This is a genomic window from Allobosea sp. GW823-FHT02B03 (genome assembly GCF_058797755.1).
The window spans coordinates 830912-847103 of record NZ_JBXAJY010000001.1 but is presented as its reverse complement, the minus strand read 5'-3'; the positions used below and the strand labels follow the sequence as shown (position 1 = coordinate 847103).

Here is a 16192-nt window from a genome sequence, read left to right as displayed (position 1 = left end):
ATCAGGACCGCCGCGCGAGCTGCTCCTTGGCGAAGCCGGCCTTGCCGGCATAGGTCTTCACGATCATCTCGCGCTTGGCGTAGGACAGTACGCGCTCGACATCGTCGAAGCCGTTCGGTGCCAGTTCCTCGACGGCATCGATGACGCGCTCCGGACCACCGGCCCGGTTCATCGCGACGATCTCGGCGGTCGCCGGCAGGCGCTGCGCCTCATAGGCGGCGAGCGCCTGGCGCGGATGCTCGGCCCGGACCAGTTGGTCGGCAAGGCAGCGTGCATCGAGGATCGCCTGCGAGGCGCCGTTCGAGCCGACCGGGTACATCGGATGGGCGGCATCGCCGAGCAGGGTGACGCGGCCATGGGTCCAGCGCGGCAGCGGATCGCGGTCGCACATCGGATAGTCCCAGAAGCCCGGCGTCGCCTGGATCAGAGCGAGGATGTCGACCCCCGGTATCGTGAAGCGGCGGGCGAAGGGCAGGACGTCCTCGAGCCGGCCGGGCTTCGACCAGGCCTCCTTCGGCGGCGGCTTGGCCGGGTCGCCGGTGCGGATGTTGACCACCCAGTTCGTCAGTCGCGTTCCCGGCTTGCTCCCCTCCGCTATCGGATAGAGCACGAGCTTGCCGGCCATGCCGCCGGCGATGATCATGCTCTCGCCGTCGAGGAAGGCGGGCCAATCGCAGGCGCCGCGCCACATCTGCACGCCGTTCCAGCGTGGCGCGCCCTGATCTGGAAAGTAATGGGCCCGCACGGTCGAATGGATACCGTCGGCCGCGATCATCAGATCCGCCCGCGCCGTCTCCCCGCCCTCGCCGCGGCGGGAATCCGTGAAATGCGCGGTGACGCCGCCCTCGTCCTGCGAGAAGCCCTGCAGGCGACGGCCGCAGCGGAGTGCATCGGGTCCAAGCCGCTCGACCACCGCGTCCCTGATCACGCCCTGGAGCCGGCCGCGATGGATCGAGAATTGCGGGACCGGCGCGCCGGCATGCAGGCCACGCAGCTCGCGCCAGACCGCCTGGCCGAAGCGATTCATGTAGACCAGCTCGCGGGTGCGGATCGCCACGGCGTCGAGCGCCGGCAGCAGAGCGAGCTCTGCAAGCTCGCGAATGGCGTGCGGCAGCGTATTGATGCCGACGCCGACCTCCCGGATCTCGGTGGACTGCTCGTAGACCGTCGCCGCGATGCCACGTGCGTGCAGCATGAGCGCCAAGCTGAGGCCGCCAATGCCGCCGCCTACGATGATGACCTTCATGCGCGCTCGTTCCCCATTATTATTTCAAACTTGAAATATCAGCGCGAAGCTTGTCAATCGCCCTTCCTCCTCGTCCCTCGCACTCGGGCAGGACCGGAAAAGCGCATTTTTCCGCGGAACGATGCCGTATTCTGTGCGTATCTAGGCCCAATGCTGTCGTTTTTGGATGGCAGCCATGCAACACGGTGGGTTCGCGCGCGACAGCGCACCGATTCGCCGCGACGCTCCGGCCTTCAAAAGCGGCGCCGGAGCGAGGCTACTCTCATCATTGCTCTTCCAGGAGGGTTGTATGACCAAGAACGAACTGATCGCCGCCATCGCCGACGAGACCGGCAAGACCAAAGCCGACGTCTCGGCCATCCTGGGCTCGCTCGCCGGCGTCGTCGCCAAGACCCTGAAGTCCGGTGGCGACGTCACCCTCGGCGGCATCGGCAAGCTGGCAGCGGCCAAGCGCGAGGCCCGCGAGGCCCGCAACCCGTCGACCGGCGCGACGATCAAGGTTCCCGCCAAGACCGTCGTGAAGTTCAAGGTCACCAAGGATCTGGCCGACGCCGTCGCCTGAGACCATGTGCTAGCCGATGGCTGGCTCATGGCGAAAGGCGCGACGCGTCCTTTCGCCATGAGCCGCCTGAGGCACACTGAATGCCACGACCACAATCGGCTCGGCCTTGACCGCGCCGCCGCGCTGCCCACAGTAGCGCGATGTTCCTACGCCTCTTCACCGATCTGCGCGCCGCCAAGGTGCCCGTCACGCTGCGGGAGTACCTTGCCTTGCTCGAGGGGGTCGAGGCCGACCTCGCCGAGCATCGCGTCGACGAGTTTTACCATCTCGCCCGCACCTGCCTCGTCAAGGACGAGCGCCATCTCGACCGGTTCGACCGGGTCTTCGCCCAGGTGTTCAAGGGCATGGAGACGCTGGGCGAGGCCTTCGAGCAGGCCGGCATTCCCGAGGAATGGCTGCGCAAGCTCGCCGAGAAATTCCTGACCGAGGAGGAGAAGGCCCAGCTCGAGGCTCTCGGCTGGGACAAGTTGCTCGAAACGCTGAAGCAGCGCCTCGCCGAGCAGAAGGGCCGCCATCAGGGCGGCTCCAAGTGGATCGGCACCGCCGGCACCTCCCCCTATGGCGCCTATGGCTACAATCCCGAGGGCGTGCGCATCGGCCAGGACAAGAACCGTAACTTCCGGGCGGTGAAGGTCTGGGACAAGCGCGAGTTCAAGGATTTCGACGACACCCGCGAGCTCGGTGTCCGCAACCTGCGGATCGCGCTGCGCCGCCTGCGCAAATTCGCCCGCACCGGCGCCGCCGAGGAACTCGATCTCGACGAGACGATTTCCGAGACAGCCAAGCACGGCTATCTCGACGTCAAGCTCCGGCCCGAGCGGCACAATGCCGTGAAGGTTCTGCTCTTCCTCGATGTCGGTGGCTCGATGGACTGGCATATCGAGCTCGCCGAGGAGCTGTTTTCGGCAGCACGGGCCGAGTTCAAGCATTTCGAGCATTTCTACTTCCACAACTGCCCTTACGAGCGGGTGTGGCGTGAGAACCGGCGCCGGCACGACCAGGTGATCCCGACCTTCGACATCCTGCGCACCTATCCGCCCGATTATCGGCTGGTCTTCGTCGGCGACGCCTCGATGAGCCCCTACGAGATCGCGATGCCGGGCGGCTCGGTCGAGCACTGGAACGAAGAGCCGGGCGAGGTCTGGATGCGGCGGCTGACCGAGCGTTTCCAGAAATCGGTCTGGCTCAATCCGGTGCAGCAGCATCTGTGGAGCTACACCCAGTCGATCCGCCAGATCGGCGGGCTGATGGGCGGACGGATGTTCCCGCTGACGCTGGACGGGCTCGACGGCGCGATGAAGGCGCTGACGCGGTAGCCGAAGCGAATCGGACAGAACCGCAGCGCAATTCGAAAAGCTCTGCTTTACCCCCACAGCCAATGGCGGCTAGAGCTTCGCGCCATGCAAGCCGAAGACGACGCCCCCAAACCCTCCTGGCGCCAGCGCCCCAAGCCGATCGGCTTCGAGATCGCCTATCGGCTCGATGGCGACACGCTCGAGATCGACAGCACGCGCAAGGTCGACCGCGTCCGGCTCTCGGCAGTCGAGCAGGTGCGCTTCCTCTATGCACCGAGCAATGTCACCGCGAAGAGCTATCGCACGCAGTTGCAGCTCACCGACGGCAAGCGCATCACCTTCGGCAATCTGTCCTGGCGTTCGCTGACCGATATCGACCGCGACGATGCGCGCTACCACGCCTTCGTCACGGCGCTGTCGGCCGCGATCGCGCGGGCGAACCCGAAGGCTCGCTTCGTCGGCGGCAAGCCTTTCCCGCTCTGGCTGGCATTGACGGTGGTCGGCGGGCTTTCGCTGGTGATGCTGACCTGGTTCACCCTGCGCGCCTTCCAGCAGGGCGCGACCACAGCCGGCTGGCTTGGCATCATCCTCGGCGCAGCCTCGTTCTGGCAGGTCTGGCCGATGGTGAGGCTCAATCGCCCATGCGAATTGTCATGCGGCGAGGTGCCGGACGAGCTCGTGCCCGGAGGGCAGAGCCGACCGGGCTGAGCCGGCCGGCTTCAGGCGACGCCCCTACCGCACCACCAGCACCGAGCACTTGGCTCGCCTGACGATGGTCGAGGCGTTCGAGCCGATGACATAGGCGAGCATGCCGGGCTCGTGCGAGCCGATCACGATCAGATCGGCGCCGCTGGCATCGGCCTCCGCCAGCACTTCGCCATGGACCGAGCCGACCAGCACCTTGGCTGAAACGCGGTCGCTCGGCAGCTTCACCTTGGCCGCGATCTCGGCGAGCTGCTGCTCGGCCTCGTTCTGCTGACCAGCGTCGAAATCGGCCGGGACGAACTCCATGTAGGTGATCGGCACCAGCGAGCGGACATAGACCAAGCGCACCGTACCGTCCGAGGCTGTCGCGAAGGATTCCGCCGCCGCGATTGCGGGGGCCGCCAAATCCGCTTCGGCGAGATCGACCGGAACCAGAATCGATTTGTACATCGCATTCTCCTCGCTGTGCTCGACTGGACTGAATTCTGGCGCCGGGCGCGTTCCCGGTCGTTGCGCTCGATCAACCGGGCGCACGCATGGTCGTCATGATGCCGCGGAATTTGACGCGGAACCGCATGGGTTTAACAGTCCGGCGGAGGCCGCCCCATCGCGGGCTCGGTCGCCCCGACGCGGCTTTCTCCTGTCCGGATGTGTCGATGTCCGAAGCCTCCCCCCCTCGCCGGCTGACCGGGCTCATCGCCTCTCCGACCAGCTTCCTGATGGTGCTCGCCTTCGTCAACTGGTTCGGCTACGCGAGCTGGAGCGCGCTGCTGAACAATTTCGCCAAGGAGGCGGCAGGATTCACCGGGCAGGATATCGGCATCCTGCAATCGGTGCGCGAAATTCCCGGTTTCCTGGCCTTCACCGCGATTATCCTGTTCTGGATCATGCGCGAGCAGGTGCTGGCCTATCTCAGCCTGCTGACGCTGGGCCTCGGCGTCGCGCTCACCGGCTTCTATCCGAGCCTCGGCGGGCTGCTGCTGACGACGACGATCATGTCGATCGGCTTCCACTATTACGAAACGGCCCAGCAATCCCTGCAATTGCAGCTGCTGCCCAAATCGGAGGCGCCGCGCCTGCTCGGCCGGATCGCCGGCGCCTCGGCGGTCGCGCAATTGCTGGCCTTCGGCTCGATCGCGTTGATCTGGCGGACCCTGCAGCCGAGCTATGCCACCGTCTTCCTCGGCGCCGGTCTCGTCACCATTGCGCTGACCGTCGTCGCGATCGCGCTGTTCCCGCGTTTCCAGGGCGCGGTACCGCAGAACAAGGGCTTCGTGCTGCGCAAGCGCTACTGGCTCTATTACGCACTGACCTTCGCGTCGGGGGCGCGACGCCAGATTTTCATGGCCTTCGGCGGCTTCCTGCTGGTCGAGCGCTTCGGCTACGACGTCGCGGCGACGGCGACGCTGCTGCTGGCGACCTACGGCATCAACATGTTCGCCGGCCCGCTGCTGGGCGCCTTGGTCGGACGGATCGGCGAACGCGCCACCATCCAGCTCGAAAACATCTCGCTGATCGTGGTCTTCATCGGCTACGCGCTGGCGAGCCACGGCGTCTTCGGCAACTGGGGCGCCCTGTTCGCGGGCGCCTTCTTCGTCATCGACGGCGTCTGCTTCACGCTCGTCCTTGCCCAGCGGACCTATTTCCAGAAGATCGCAGACCCCGCCGACATCGCCCCGACCTCGGCGGTCGCCTTCACGATCAACCACATCGCGGCCGTGTTCCTGCCGATCACCTTCGGGCTGATCTGGCTGCGCGATCCGGCACTGGTGTTCTATATCGGCGCCGGCGTCGCGACCGCCTCGCTCGGGCTTTCGCTGCTCGTGCCACGCCATCCGGTCGCCGGCCACGAGACGACGCTGTCTGTCCCTGCCCCCGCAGCGGCAGAGTAGGCGTCCTCAGCCCTGCCGGGCGGGCGTACGGACGATCAAGCCGTCGAACTCGTCGCGGACGCGGATCTGGCAGGACAGGCGCGAGCCCGGGCGGACGTCGAAGGCGAAGTCGAGCATGTCCTCCTCCATGGGCTCGGCCTGGCCGGTCGCTTCGAGCCAGGCATCGTCGACATAGACATGGCAGGTGGCGCAGGCGCAGGCGCCGCCGCATTCCGCCTCGATGCCGGGCACGCCGTTGCGGACCGCGACCTCCATCACCGTCGAGCCGGTCTCGCCCTCGACCGTGCGGCTCGTCCCCTGGGCATCGATGAACGTGATCTTCGGCATGTCGAACTCCGGCGCGCCGTCCTGGCGGCTTCGCGGCTTGCATGTCCGGGCGGCTCCGGGCCCGGCCTAGGAGCCGTGCCACGCCAGTCGCCCGCGAGAGGGATTGGTGTCCGCGGTAGGCCCCGGACCAGATCGTCTCTAGAGGATTTCGAAAGCGCGCGAAACGGCGATTTCAGGCTGCGCAGTCGAAGCGCGCAATCGCCGCACGGGCCTCCGCCGCCGCCAGCGTCAGCGCGTCCATGCTCGCCTCCTGCGGATGCGAACCCGGCGCGGCCAGCTGCTGCTCGATCAGATCGGCCGCATCGGCTACCTGCCAGGCGCCGATCGCACGGGCTGCCCCCTTCAGGGTGTGGGCGGCGTCGCGCCTGGCATTATCGTCGGCGCTGCCGTGGATGGTGCGCAGGTGGCGGGCGCATTGCTGGGAGAAGAGGACGAGCAGTTCGCGCTCCAGCGCGATATCGCCGCCCGTCTGGCGGGCGAGATGCTCAAGGTCGATGGCTGTCTTGCTCATTGTGGTACTCGACTTTCAGGTCCGAGACCGCGTGCCGGGCGCGGTCTCGTGACCCCTTAGGAAGCGCCATCATGGTGAATGAGGCGTTAACGACGTTTGTGAATCGGCGAGGGAAACTGGTTTCATTCAGTGCTTGCCTCAACTACGCTTCGAGACAGTAAACGATGGGCGTCGTGTCGCTTGCGGGATATCGGCTTGAGGCGGCCGGTTTTCGTCGTGCGGCGTGTGACGACACGCTCATCGCCAGTAGCGTAGCGAGGCGGCATTCATGACCCGGCAGAACAAGCTCCAGGATCCGACCGAGGCCGCCATGTCGGCGATCGAGGAAGCGCTGAGGCTGGACCAGCCCAAGGGCGACGACACCGCCGACAGCCCGGAGCTGAAGCTGCCCTCCGCTGCCGGCGGCGACCTCAAGGTCGAACTGCCGCGGGTCGAGGCCGCGCCGCTCAAGTCCGAGGCCGGCGAGCCCGCGCCGCCGCCGCGCCCCGCTATCGCTCCCGACACCAGCCGCGTCGCCAATGACGATCGCCGCGACTCCAGCTCGCTGGTCCAGGCCTTTTCCGTCCGCCCCTCCGGCAAGCCCTACTGGTTCGCCGCCCTCGCCGCCCTCGCCTGGCTCGGCGGCGTCGGCTTCACGCTCGTCAGCCGCTACGGCTCCTTCGCCGAGGGCCTGCCGCCCGGCATCGCCGCCTTCGGCCCGGGACAATGGGCCCTGCTCACGCTCGGCGCCGGTGCGCCCGTCGTGTTCTTCTTCGTCCTGGCGGCACTCTATCGCCGCACCCAGGAGATGCGCCTTGTCTCGCGGGCGATGACCGAGGTCGCGCTGCGCCTCGCCGAGCCCGAGATCGTCGCCACCGATTCCGTGCTCTCGCTCAGCCAGACCATCCGCCGCGAGGTCGCCGCCATGGGCGACGGCATCGAACGCGCCGTGGCGCGGGCCGGCGAGCTCGAGACCATCGTGCGCGGCGAGATCGCGACGCTGGAGCGCGCCTATGCCGACAACGAAATCCGGCTGCGCTCGCTCATCGACGAGCTGGTGACCCAGCGCGAATCCGTCGTCGGCAATGCCGAGCGGGTCAAGTTCGCCATCAGCGGCGCCCATGAGAACATCAGCAAGGATCTCGAAACCGCCAGCCGCTCGATCGCCGAGGCGGTCGCGCAGGCGGGCGAACGCGTCACCGTGACCCTGAGCGACAAGGGCGACCAGATCACCCTCGCGCTCGGCCGTGCCGGCGAGCGCATGGTCGACGAGATCAGCGGCCGCGGCAACGAGCTGGTCGAGCGCCTGCAGGTCACCTCAAGCGAAGTCGGCGAGCGCCTGACCGGCGCCAGCCACAGCGTCACCGGGCTGATCGACAGCCGGGTCCAGGAGATCGCGAGCTCGCTCGAGCGCACCGGCGCGGTGCTGACCGAGGGCCTCACCGCCGGCGCCCGCGACGTCACCCGCGCGATCAGCGAAACCGGCGCGCAGGTCGCCGAGACGCTCGCCAACCGGGCCGAGACGGTCAACGAGACGCTGCGCACCACCGGCGAGACGCTGGCGCAGGAGATCTCCCAGCGCGGCACCACCGTGGCCGAGCGCTTCGAGCAGAGCGGCCGCACCCTGGTCGGGCTGATCGACGAGCAGAGCAGCAACCTCAGCGCACGCCTCGCCGAGACCGGCGAGACGCTGCGCACCACCATCTCCGACGAAGGCGAGAGCGTCACCACCCGCCTGGCCGAGGTCGGCCGCGGCGTGCATGTGCTCCTCAGCAAGCAGAACGAGCTCGTCGCCTCCCGCATCCAGGAGGCCGGCGACACCGTCCACAGCCTGCTCGGCAAACAGGGCGAGACGCTGGTCGAGCGACTCACGGAGACGGTGCAGACCGTCGATGGCCTGCTGCGCGAGCAGAGCGACTCGATCATCCTGCGCTTCGACGAAGCCGGAAAGGGTCTCAACACGCTGATCGGCGAACGCGGCGAGGAGCTGACCGCGCGCATTTCGGCAGTCGGCGCCACCGTGCACAGCCTGTTCTCGGAAGAGGCCGGCAGCCTCGTCACCCGCCTCTCCGATATCGGCCATGACGTCCGCGGCGCCATCGGCAGCCAGGGCGACACGCTGATCGAGCGCCTGTCCGAAGTCGGCAAGGGCATGCAGGAAGCCCTCGGGGAGCGTGGCGACGGCCTCGTCGCGCGTCTCGCCAACGTCACCCGCGAAGTCGAGGAGGCGATCGGCGCCCGTGGCGACGGTCTCGTCGCCCGCCTCGCCGAAGTCACCCGCGACGTCGAGGCCGCGATCGATCAGCGCGGCGGCGGGCTGGTCAGCAGCCTCGCCAATGTCACCCGCGAGGTCGAGGACACGATCGGCGCCCGCGGCGACGGTCTCGTCGCACGCCTCGCCGAAGTCACCCGCGACGTCGAAGCGGCGATCGATCAGCGCGGTGGTGGGCTGGTCAGCAGCCTCGCCAATGTCGCCCGCGAGGTCGAGGACACGATCGGTGCCCGCGGCGACGGGCTGGTCGCCCGCCTCGCCGACGCCTCGCGCGAGGTCGAGAACGCCCTCGGGGCGCGTGGCGAAGGCCTGGTCGCCCGCCTCGCCGAGGTCACCCGCGACGTCGAGAACTCCATCGGCGCCCGCGGCGACGGCCTCGTCTCCCGTCTCGCCGACGTCACCCGTGACATCGAGAACGCCATCGGCGCCCGTGGCGACGGCCTGGTCACCCGCCTCGCCGACGTCACCCGCGAGGTCGAGACCGCGATCGACGAGCGCGGCGGCGGACTGGTGTCGCGCCTGTCGGATGTCGGCCGCGAGGTCCAGAGCGCGCTCGGCGAGCGCGGCGAAAGCCTGGTGGCGCGCCTCTCCGAGGTCGGCGCCGACGTGCAGGCTGCGATCGGCGAGCAGCGCGAGAACCTCATCCTGCAGCTGGCAGAGGCCGGCTCGGGCGTGCGCAACCTCCTGATCACGGAGAGCGAGGCCCTGAGCGGCCGCGTCATCGCCACCGGCCAGGACATGCAGGAGCTGCTGACCGGCCAGAGTCAGGCCCTCGTCACCCGCGTCGCCGATGTCGGCCGCTCGGTGCACGGCCTGCTCGCCGAGCGCAGCGGCGCGCTGATCAGCCAGCTCGCGAGTGCCGGCCAGTCCCTGCATGATCGCCTCGGCGACCAGGGCGAGGCGATCGCAGCCCGCATCAATGCCGCTAGCGACAGCGCTCGCGCCGTGTTCGACGACCAGCAGGCCGCCTTCATCGCGCGCCTGGCGCAGACCGGCGACGAGGTCGCCGGCGCGCTCGGCACCCAGCGCGAGAGCATCATCGCCGGCCTCTCGGCGACCGGGCAGGAAGTCCACGGGCTGATCGGCTCGCAGCGCGAGAAGCTGCTCGCCGACCTGACCGCCACCGGCCGCGAGGTCCATGGCCTGCTCGGCGAGCAGAGCGAGCATCTGGCCGAGCGCCTCGGCGATGCCGCGCGCAAGCTCGCCGAGACGATCAACGTCGATGGCCGCCATGTCGCCGACCGCGTCAGCGACGCGACGATCGCGCTGCGCGAGACCTTCACCACCCAGGCCGACCAGGCGAGCAGCCTGCTTGCCGCGACCGGCAAGGACGTGGTGATCGCGCTGACCCAACAGGGCGGACGTGTCAACGAGGCCCTGGCCGCGAACGCCGAGTCGCTAATGCGCTCGGTCGATGTGCGCTCGCAGGCGCTCAACGAGTTGCTGGCCGGGCGCCACGACGCCTTCACCCGCCTCTTCGACGTCCAGGGCCGCGAGATCGAGGCCTCGATCGGCGCCCGCCTCGGCGCGCTCGAGGAGATCGTCGTCACCCGCGGCGGCACGCTCGCCTCGAAGATCGCCAACGATGCCCGCTCCTTCACTGACTCGGTGACGCTGCGCCTCGGCCAGGTCGAGAAGCTGCTCGGCGAGGAAGGCCAGGCCCTGGCGGAACGCATCGGTGAGCGCTCGCAGCATGCGGCCGAGATCATGAGCACGCGGACGCAGGAAGCGGCCGCGGCGATGGAGAACCAGATCCGCATCTTCGAGGAGCGGTCCAGCGCCAAGAGCGCAGAGATCGCGACCTCGCTCGACGGGCTCATCGACCGCATCGACGGCAATCTCGGCTCGCGCGCCACGGCTCTCAACGAGGCGCTGGTCGAGCGCACCGTCGACATCGCGCGCGTCATGGCCGAGGGCGGCCGCGAGGTCACCCGCGCGCTGGCGGCCAAGGCCGACGAGATCGGCGAGGTCGTGACCTCGAAGAGCGAGGCGCTGACGCGCACGCTCGCCGACAAGGCCGACAGCATCAATGCGACGCTCGGCGGGCGGGCCCTGCAGATCGCCGACACGCTCGACCAGAGCGTCGCGCGCTTCGAGGAGCGCGTCGTCGACCGGCTCGACAGCGTCTCCGGCACGCTGGACTCGCGCGGCACCGAGATCGCCGAGCGGCTCCAGGGCACCTCCGAGGCCATCTCGCTCACGCTCGGCGCCCGCGCCGAGGAGCTGCGCGCCCTGTTCGATGACAAGGGCAGCGGCATGATCAACGCGCTCGGCCAGCATGGCTCGCAGATCGCCCTCACCTTGCAGAGCAAGTCGGACGAGATCGCTGCCGCGCTCGGCGCCAGCAGCGAGCAGCTGCGGGTCCTGTTCGACGAGAAGGGCAATGGCGTGATCAGCGCCCTCGGCCAGCGTGGCGCGATGATCGCCCAGACCCTGCAGAGCAAGTCGGACGAGATCGCCGCCGCGCTCGGCGCCAGCAACGAGCAGCTGCTGGCCCTGTTCGATGAGAAGGGCGGAAGCGCCGTCAGCGCCCTCGGTCAGCGTGGCGCGATGATCGCCCACACCCTGCAGAGCAAGTCGGACGAGATCGCCGCCGTGCTCGGTGCCAGCACCGAGGAACTGCGCGCCCTCTTCGACGAAAAGGGTGGCGGCGTGATCGCCACGCTCGACCAGCGCGGTGCCCAGATCGCGCAGACGCTAGAAATGAAGTCCGGCGAGCTCGCGACCGCGCTCGGCTCCCGTACTGCGGAACTGCGTGCGCTGTTCGACCAGACCGGCGGCGGCATGATCGAAGCGCTCGGCCAGAAGGGCGAGGCGATCGCCGGCGAGGTCGCGAATGTCGGCGAAGCGGTGGTGCGGAGCCTCGCCAGCCGCGGCACCTCGATCATCGAGGGGCTGCGCGAGCGTGGCGCCGACATCACCGGCGCGCTCGAGACGGCGTCGAGCCAGCTGCGCGAGACGCTCGAAACCGGCACCAGCCAGTCGGTCGAGGCCCTGCTTCAGACCAATGAGCAGCTGCGCGGCGAACTCGGCGGCATGCTCGGTCGCCTCGGCGAGGCGAACAAGCTGATGCAGCAGATCGTCACCGGGGCGAACAAGAACCTGGTCGCGATCGAAGGCAGCCTGTCGGGCCGTGTCGAGGAGTTGCAGAACGTGCTCTCGACCGTGGTCGAGGAAACCGGCCGCGCCTCGATGCAGGTGGCGAGCCAGATCGAGGCGCTGAAGAGCTTCTCGGAAGGCACGCTGCGCGAGACCACGGCCCTGATCTCCCGGATCGACGAGCAGGGCTCCTCGATGACCGAGGCGACGCAGACCAATGCCGCGGCGCTGAACTCGGTCGCGGCGCGGCTCGAGCAGGTCGAGGCCCGCGTCGGCAATGCGCTCGCGGACCGCAAGGAGGCGCTCGAGCATCTGCACGGGCTGATCGCCACCCGCACCGACGATATCGAGCAGATCACCCGCTCCTTCTCGTCGACGCTGGACGCTTCGCTCAGCGCCGCGGAAGGCCGCACCCGCGAGATCGGCGGCGTGCTCAGCGAGTCCGCCGAGGCCACGACCAACGCGATCGCCGCGCAGTTCGACACGATCCGCGCCGCCAGCGGCCGCGAGCGCGAGCGGATCACGCAGGCTCTGCGCTCCTCCTATGAGCAGGTGGTCAGCGAGGTCGGCGCCGAGATCGCCAAGGTCACCGAGCGCTTCCAGAGCGCGGCGGAGGACATGCGCACCATGTCGGCCGAGATCCAGCAGGAGCTGGAGGCGACGCGTTCCGAGCTGAAGCGCGGCGTGCTCGACCTGCCGCGCGAGACGCAGGAATCGACCGCGGCCATGCGCCGTGTCGTCGCCGACCAGATCAAGGCGCTCAACGAGCTCACCGAGATCGTCACCCGCTCGGGCCGCAGCAGCGATGTCGCGCGCCCGGCGGCGGAGAATGGTAGCCGCCGCTCGGCCGGCTTCCAGGCAAGCGCCGCGGCCCCTGCCCCGGTCGCGGTTCAGAGCCCGCGCATGCCGGCGCTGATGGAGCCGCTGCGCGCCTCGATCGACCCGACGCCGGAGCCGGCGCGGCAGGAGCCGGCACGAGCCCCGGCGGCCGAGCCGGCCCGTCAGGACGCGGCGCGGGCGGAAGCGGCCCGCCGGCAGCCGGAGGCGGCTCCGGCCAAGTCCGGCTGGCTCTCCGACCTGCTCAACCGGGCCTCGCGCGACGAGCGTGCGCCGGAAACCTCGAAGCCGACTGCCCACAGCATCGAGAAGCTCGACTCGCTCTCGGTCGACATCGCCCGGATGATCGACCATGACGCGGCCGTCGAGCTCTGGGATCGCTACAAGCGCGGCGAGCGCAACGTCTTCACGCGCCGCCTCTACACACTGCAGGGCCAGCAGACCTTCGACGAGATCCGGCGCAAATACCGCCGCGACGCCGAGTTCAAGGAGACTGTCGACCGCTATATCGAGGAGTTCGAGCGCCTGCTCGGCGAGGCGGCCAAGGATGACCGCGACTCGATGGTCGCCAAGACCTACCTGACCTCGGAGACCGGCAAGGTCTACACCATGCTGGCCCATGCCAGCGGGCGCTTCGAATAAGCGCCCTCTCCTTCCGGACCAACAAGATCGAGGGCCGCCCGTCAGGGCGGCCTTTTCCTTGCCAGCGGCTCGCGCAGGCAGCGCGCGGGCGCCGTCCCTTTGCGAAGCCGGTGGTCCGGCCTATCTACGAGCAATGAGCAGGATCGCTTTCGACAACTCCTACGCGCGGCTCCCCCCGCGCTTCTTCGCATCGGTCGAGCCGACAGCCGTCAGCGCGCCGCGCCTCGTCAAGCTCAACGAGGCGCTGGCGACAGAGCTCGGCCTCGATCCGGCCTGGCTCAGCAGCCCACAGGGCGTTGCGACGCTGGCCGGCAACAGCCTCGTCGAGGGCGCGATGCCGATCGCCACCGCCTATGCCGGACACCAGTTCGGCGGCTTCAACCCGCAGCTCGGCGACGGCCGCGCCATCCTGCTCGGCGAGGTGGTCGACCGCGCGCGCCGCCGTCGCGACATCCAGCTCAAAGGCGCGGGCCCGACCCCGTTCTCGCGCCGGGGAGACGGCCGGGCCGCGCTCGGGCCGGTTCTGCGCGAATACATCGTCGGCGAGGCGATGGCGGCGCTCGGCATCCCGACGACGCGGGCGCTCGCCGCCGTGCGGACGGGGGACTGGGTCAGGCGGGAGCGGATGCTGCCCGGCGCCATCCTGACGCGCGTGGCCGCCAGCCATATCAGGATCGGCACCTTCCAGTTCTTCGCGGCGCGCGGCGATGTCGAAGGGTTGCGCGTGCTCGCGGACCACGCGATTGCCCGGCATTATCCGGATTGCGCCGGCAGCGATGCGCCCTATCTCTGCCTGCTCGAGGCCGTCATCGCGGCACAGGCCGCCCTTGTCGGGCAATGGCTGCTGATCGGCTTCATTCACGGCGTCATGAACACCGACAACATGTCGATCGCCGGAGAGACCATCGATTACGGACCGTGCGCCTTCATGGACAGCTATGATGCGGGCACGGTGTTCAGCTCGATCGACGAGCATGGCCGCTACGCCTATGGCAACCAGTCGGCGATCGCGCGCTGGAACCTGACCCGCCTCGCCGAGGCGCTGCTGCCCCTGCTGGCCAAGGATGTCGATCAGGCGATCCCGATCGCGCAGGCGGCGCTCGACCGCTTCGAGCCCCTGTTCCAGAGCGGGCTCGTCGCCGGCTTCCGCCGCAAGCTCGGCCTCGCCACGGAAGAGCCCGAGGACATCGAGCTGATCAGCAAGCTGCTGGAAACGATGCAGCGCGGGAAGGCCGACTTCACGCTGACCTTCCGGCGTCTGAGCCAGGACGCGACGCCTCTTGCCGATGGCGAAGCTTGCCGTCACCTGTTCGCGAACCCCGCCGAATTCGATGGCTGGGAAAGCCGCTGGCGCCAGCGGCTGGAGAAGGACACGCTCTCGGCGGAGGCGCGGCGGGCGGCGATGCGCGCCGCCAATCCGCTCTTCATCCCGCGCAATCACCGTATCGAGGCGGTGATCCAGGCCGCCGAGGAACGGGACGACCTCGCACCTTTCGAGGAATTGCTGTCCGTGCTGGCAAAGCCCTATGAGGAGCAGCCGGGGCGCGAGAGCTATGCCTTGCCGCCGGCCGCCCATGAGCGCGTGCTGGCGACCTTCTGCGGCACCTAGAGCAGCGCCGCGCCCCCTAAGCGCGGAAGCGCTCCATCCCCTTGTTTCACTGCACGTTCTTCACGCGAACAGGCACCCGCCTCGCTCGGAGACGTTCCTGCTTCGCGACGCGCCGGAGGCGGCTCAGTCTCGCGGCAGGAGGCTGGCGCGCAGCAGGTCCTTGGGACGCCCGAAGCTCTCGACGATAGCGCGGAGCTCGCCGCGTTCGGGAACATAGAGTTCAACGCCGCCGATCTGGACGGCCTGCCGCGTCGCCGGAACAACCGCGCGCCAGGCATCTCCGGAGCGGACTGCGAAACCCGCCATGAACTCGACGGGAAGCGGAGCACCACCCCAGGCCAGATAGACCTCGGAGCGAAACCGGGGATGCGGCGCGGGAGCGCGGAGTTCGAGACCGAGATGGCTCGCGATGCGCCTGGCATCCGCGGCGCTGGTCAGGACATCGACGTCCGCGACGTCGCCGACGCGCCCGCCATGCAAGGCAATGGCGGCGCTGGCGATGATCCACCACGGCTCCCGCGCGACAGCCATGATACCGGCGGCGGCGACGAGCGTGTCGTGCAGGGCTCCGGGCAAGGCGATATGCGCCGCCCCGGACATCGGCCTCAGCCGCGCCCGGCCCAGCGCACGATATCGATCAGCACCTGCGACAGCGCCTTGTCGAGGGCATGCGCCGCTGCGGCGCCATCGACGGCACCGGCCGGAACGCGCGCCGAGAACAGCTTGGCGCGCTGGATCTTGCCGGTGCGGTCACCGACCAGCTTGGCGGTGATCTCGACCACGGCCTGACCGCTGGCGGCCTCGATATTGAAGCTGCGGATGTCCGTGTTAAGCTGGACGTCGGGCACCATGCGCTCGCCCGGCCGGCTGACCGAGGCGATCCGGCTGCCATTCTCGAAGGTCTGGATCAGGCGGGTCTGGACCAGCCGCGGCACGCGGTCGGCCCATTGCGCGCTGCCAAGGAAGGAGAGCGCGCCGGCCGAATCCTTGACGATGAGCCGGTCGGAATCGAGCGCCTGCACCGTGGTCGGCTCGGCAACGACGAGGGCGGCCTGCGAGCCGCCGACGCGGCCGAAGTCACGCGGTGCCGAGAGGTCGAAGGTCGTCGGCGTCGGGCCGCCGCCGCAGCCGGCCAGCAGCAGGGCGACCGCGATCGCGCCGGAGGCGGCACGCGCGCGAGCGGAGAGCGACGAAAGCGGGCTGGGCATCAGCATCG

Annotated in this window: 12 protein-coding genes; 6 read left to right on the top strand and 6 right to left on the bottom strand. The window is 68.9% G+C overall.

All coding sequences use genetic code 11. The annotated features are described in order from the left end of the window. Position 1 precedes the first annotated feature (1 nt). A complete protein-coding gene (locus tag AC1REK_RS03910; protein ID WP_492267115.1) occupies positions 2-1246 on the bottom strand; it encodes a flavin-dependent oxidoreductase in 1245 nt (414 codons plus the stop codon). Positions 1247-1412: 166 nt separating this feature from the next. Between AC1REK_RS03910 and AC1REK_RS03905 the strand changes: the two genes are divergently transcribed. The 3 genes from AC1REK_RS03905 to AC1REK_RS03895 all read left to right on the top strand — a co-directional run bounded on the left by AC1REK_RS03905 (position 1413) and on the right by AC1REK_RS03895 (position 3811). Further along, entirely contained in the window at positions 1413-1808 is a 396-nt protein-coding gene (locus AC1REK_RS03905; RefSeq protein ID WP_327524581.1) for an HU family DNA-binding protein, read from the top strand. Between the two features lie 140 nt (positions 1809-1948). Then, positions 1949-3124, top strand: a complete 1176-nt coding sequence (locus AC1REK_RS03900) for a vWA domain-containing protein (RefSeq protein ID WP_492267116.1) — start codon at positions 1949-1951, stop codon at positions 3122-3124. Between the two features lie 84 nt (positions 3125-3208). After that, entirely contained in the window at positions 3209-3811 is a 603-nt protein-coding gene (locus AC1REK_RS03895; RefSeq protein ID WP_492267117.1) for a hypothetical protein, read from the top strand. Positions 3812-3835: 24 nt separating this feature from the next. Here the strand turns inward: AC1REK_RS03895 and AC1REK_RS03890 are convergent, their stop codons facing one another. Next, positions 3836-4258: a universal stress protein gene (locus AC1REK_RS03890; RefSeq protein WP_316021237.1), complete on the bottom strand. Its 423-nt coding sequence runs from the start codon at positions 4256-4258 to the stop codon at positions 3836-3838. A 206-nt stretch (positions 4259-4464) separates the two neighbouring features. Between AC1REK_RS03890 and AC1REK_RS03885 the strand changes: the two genes are divergently transcribed. Then, entirely contained in the window at positions 4465-5700 is a 1236-nt protein-coding gene (locus AC1REK_RS03885; RefSeq protein WP_327524578.1) for an MFS transporter, read from the top strand. A 6-nt stretch (positions 5701-5706) separates the two neighbouring features. On the opposite strand, the gene AC1REK_RS03880 is transcribed toward AC1REK_RS03885, so the two are convergent. Then, positions 5707-6027: a 2Fe-2S iron-sulfur cluster-binding protein gene (locus AC1REK_RS03880; protein WP_492267118.1), complete on the bottom strand. Its 321-nt coding sequence runs from the start codon at positions 6025-6027 to the stop codon at positions 5707-5709. Positions 6028-6199: 172 nt separating this feature from the next. Then, a complete protein-coding gene (locus tag AC1REK_RS03875) occupies positions 6200-6538 on the bottom strand; it encodes an Hpt domain-containing protein (protein WP_327524577.1) in 339 nt (112 codons plus the stop codon). A gap of 268 nt (positions 6539-6806) precedes the next feature. Between AC1REK_RS03875 and AC1REK_RS03870 the strand changes: the two genes are divergently transcribed. Further along, complete coding sequence (locus tag AC1REK_RS03870; protein WP_492267119.1) at positions 6807-13367, top strand: apolipoprotein A-IV repeat region-like domain-containing protein; 6561 nt, start codon at positions 6807-6809, stop codon at positions 13365-13367. A gap of 133 nt (positions 13368-13500) precedes the next feature. Beyond that, complete coding sequence (locus AC1REK_RS03865) at positions 13501-14976, top strand: protein adenylyltransferase SelO (protein ID WP_492267120.1); 1476 nt, start codon at positions 13501-13503, stop codon at positions 14974-14976. Between the two features lie 123 nt (positions 14977-15099). Here the strand turns inward: AC1REK_RS03865 and AC1REK_RS03860 are convergent, their stop codons facing one another. Further along, positions 15100-15576 (bottom strand): hypothetical protein, encoded by a 477-nt coding sequence (locus AC1REK_RS03860; protein WP_492267121.1) that lies wholly within the window; start codon positions 15574-15576, stop codon positions 15100-15102. 5 nt (positions 15577-15581) lie between these two features. Beyond that, positions 15582-16190: an ABC-type transport auxiliary lipoprotein family protein gene (locus AC1REK_RS03855; protein ID WP_316017413.1), complete on the bottom strand. Its 609-nt coding sequence runs from the start codon at positions 16188-16190 to the stop codon at positions 15582-15584. Positions 16191-16192 lie beyond the last annotated feature (2 nt).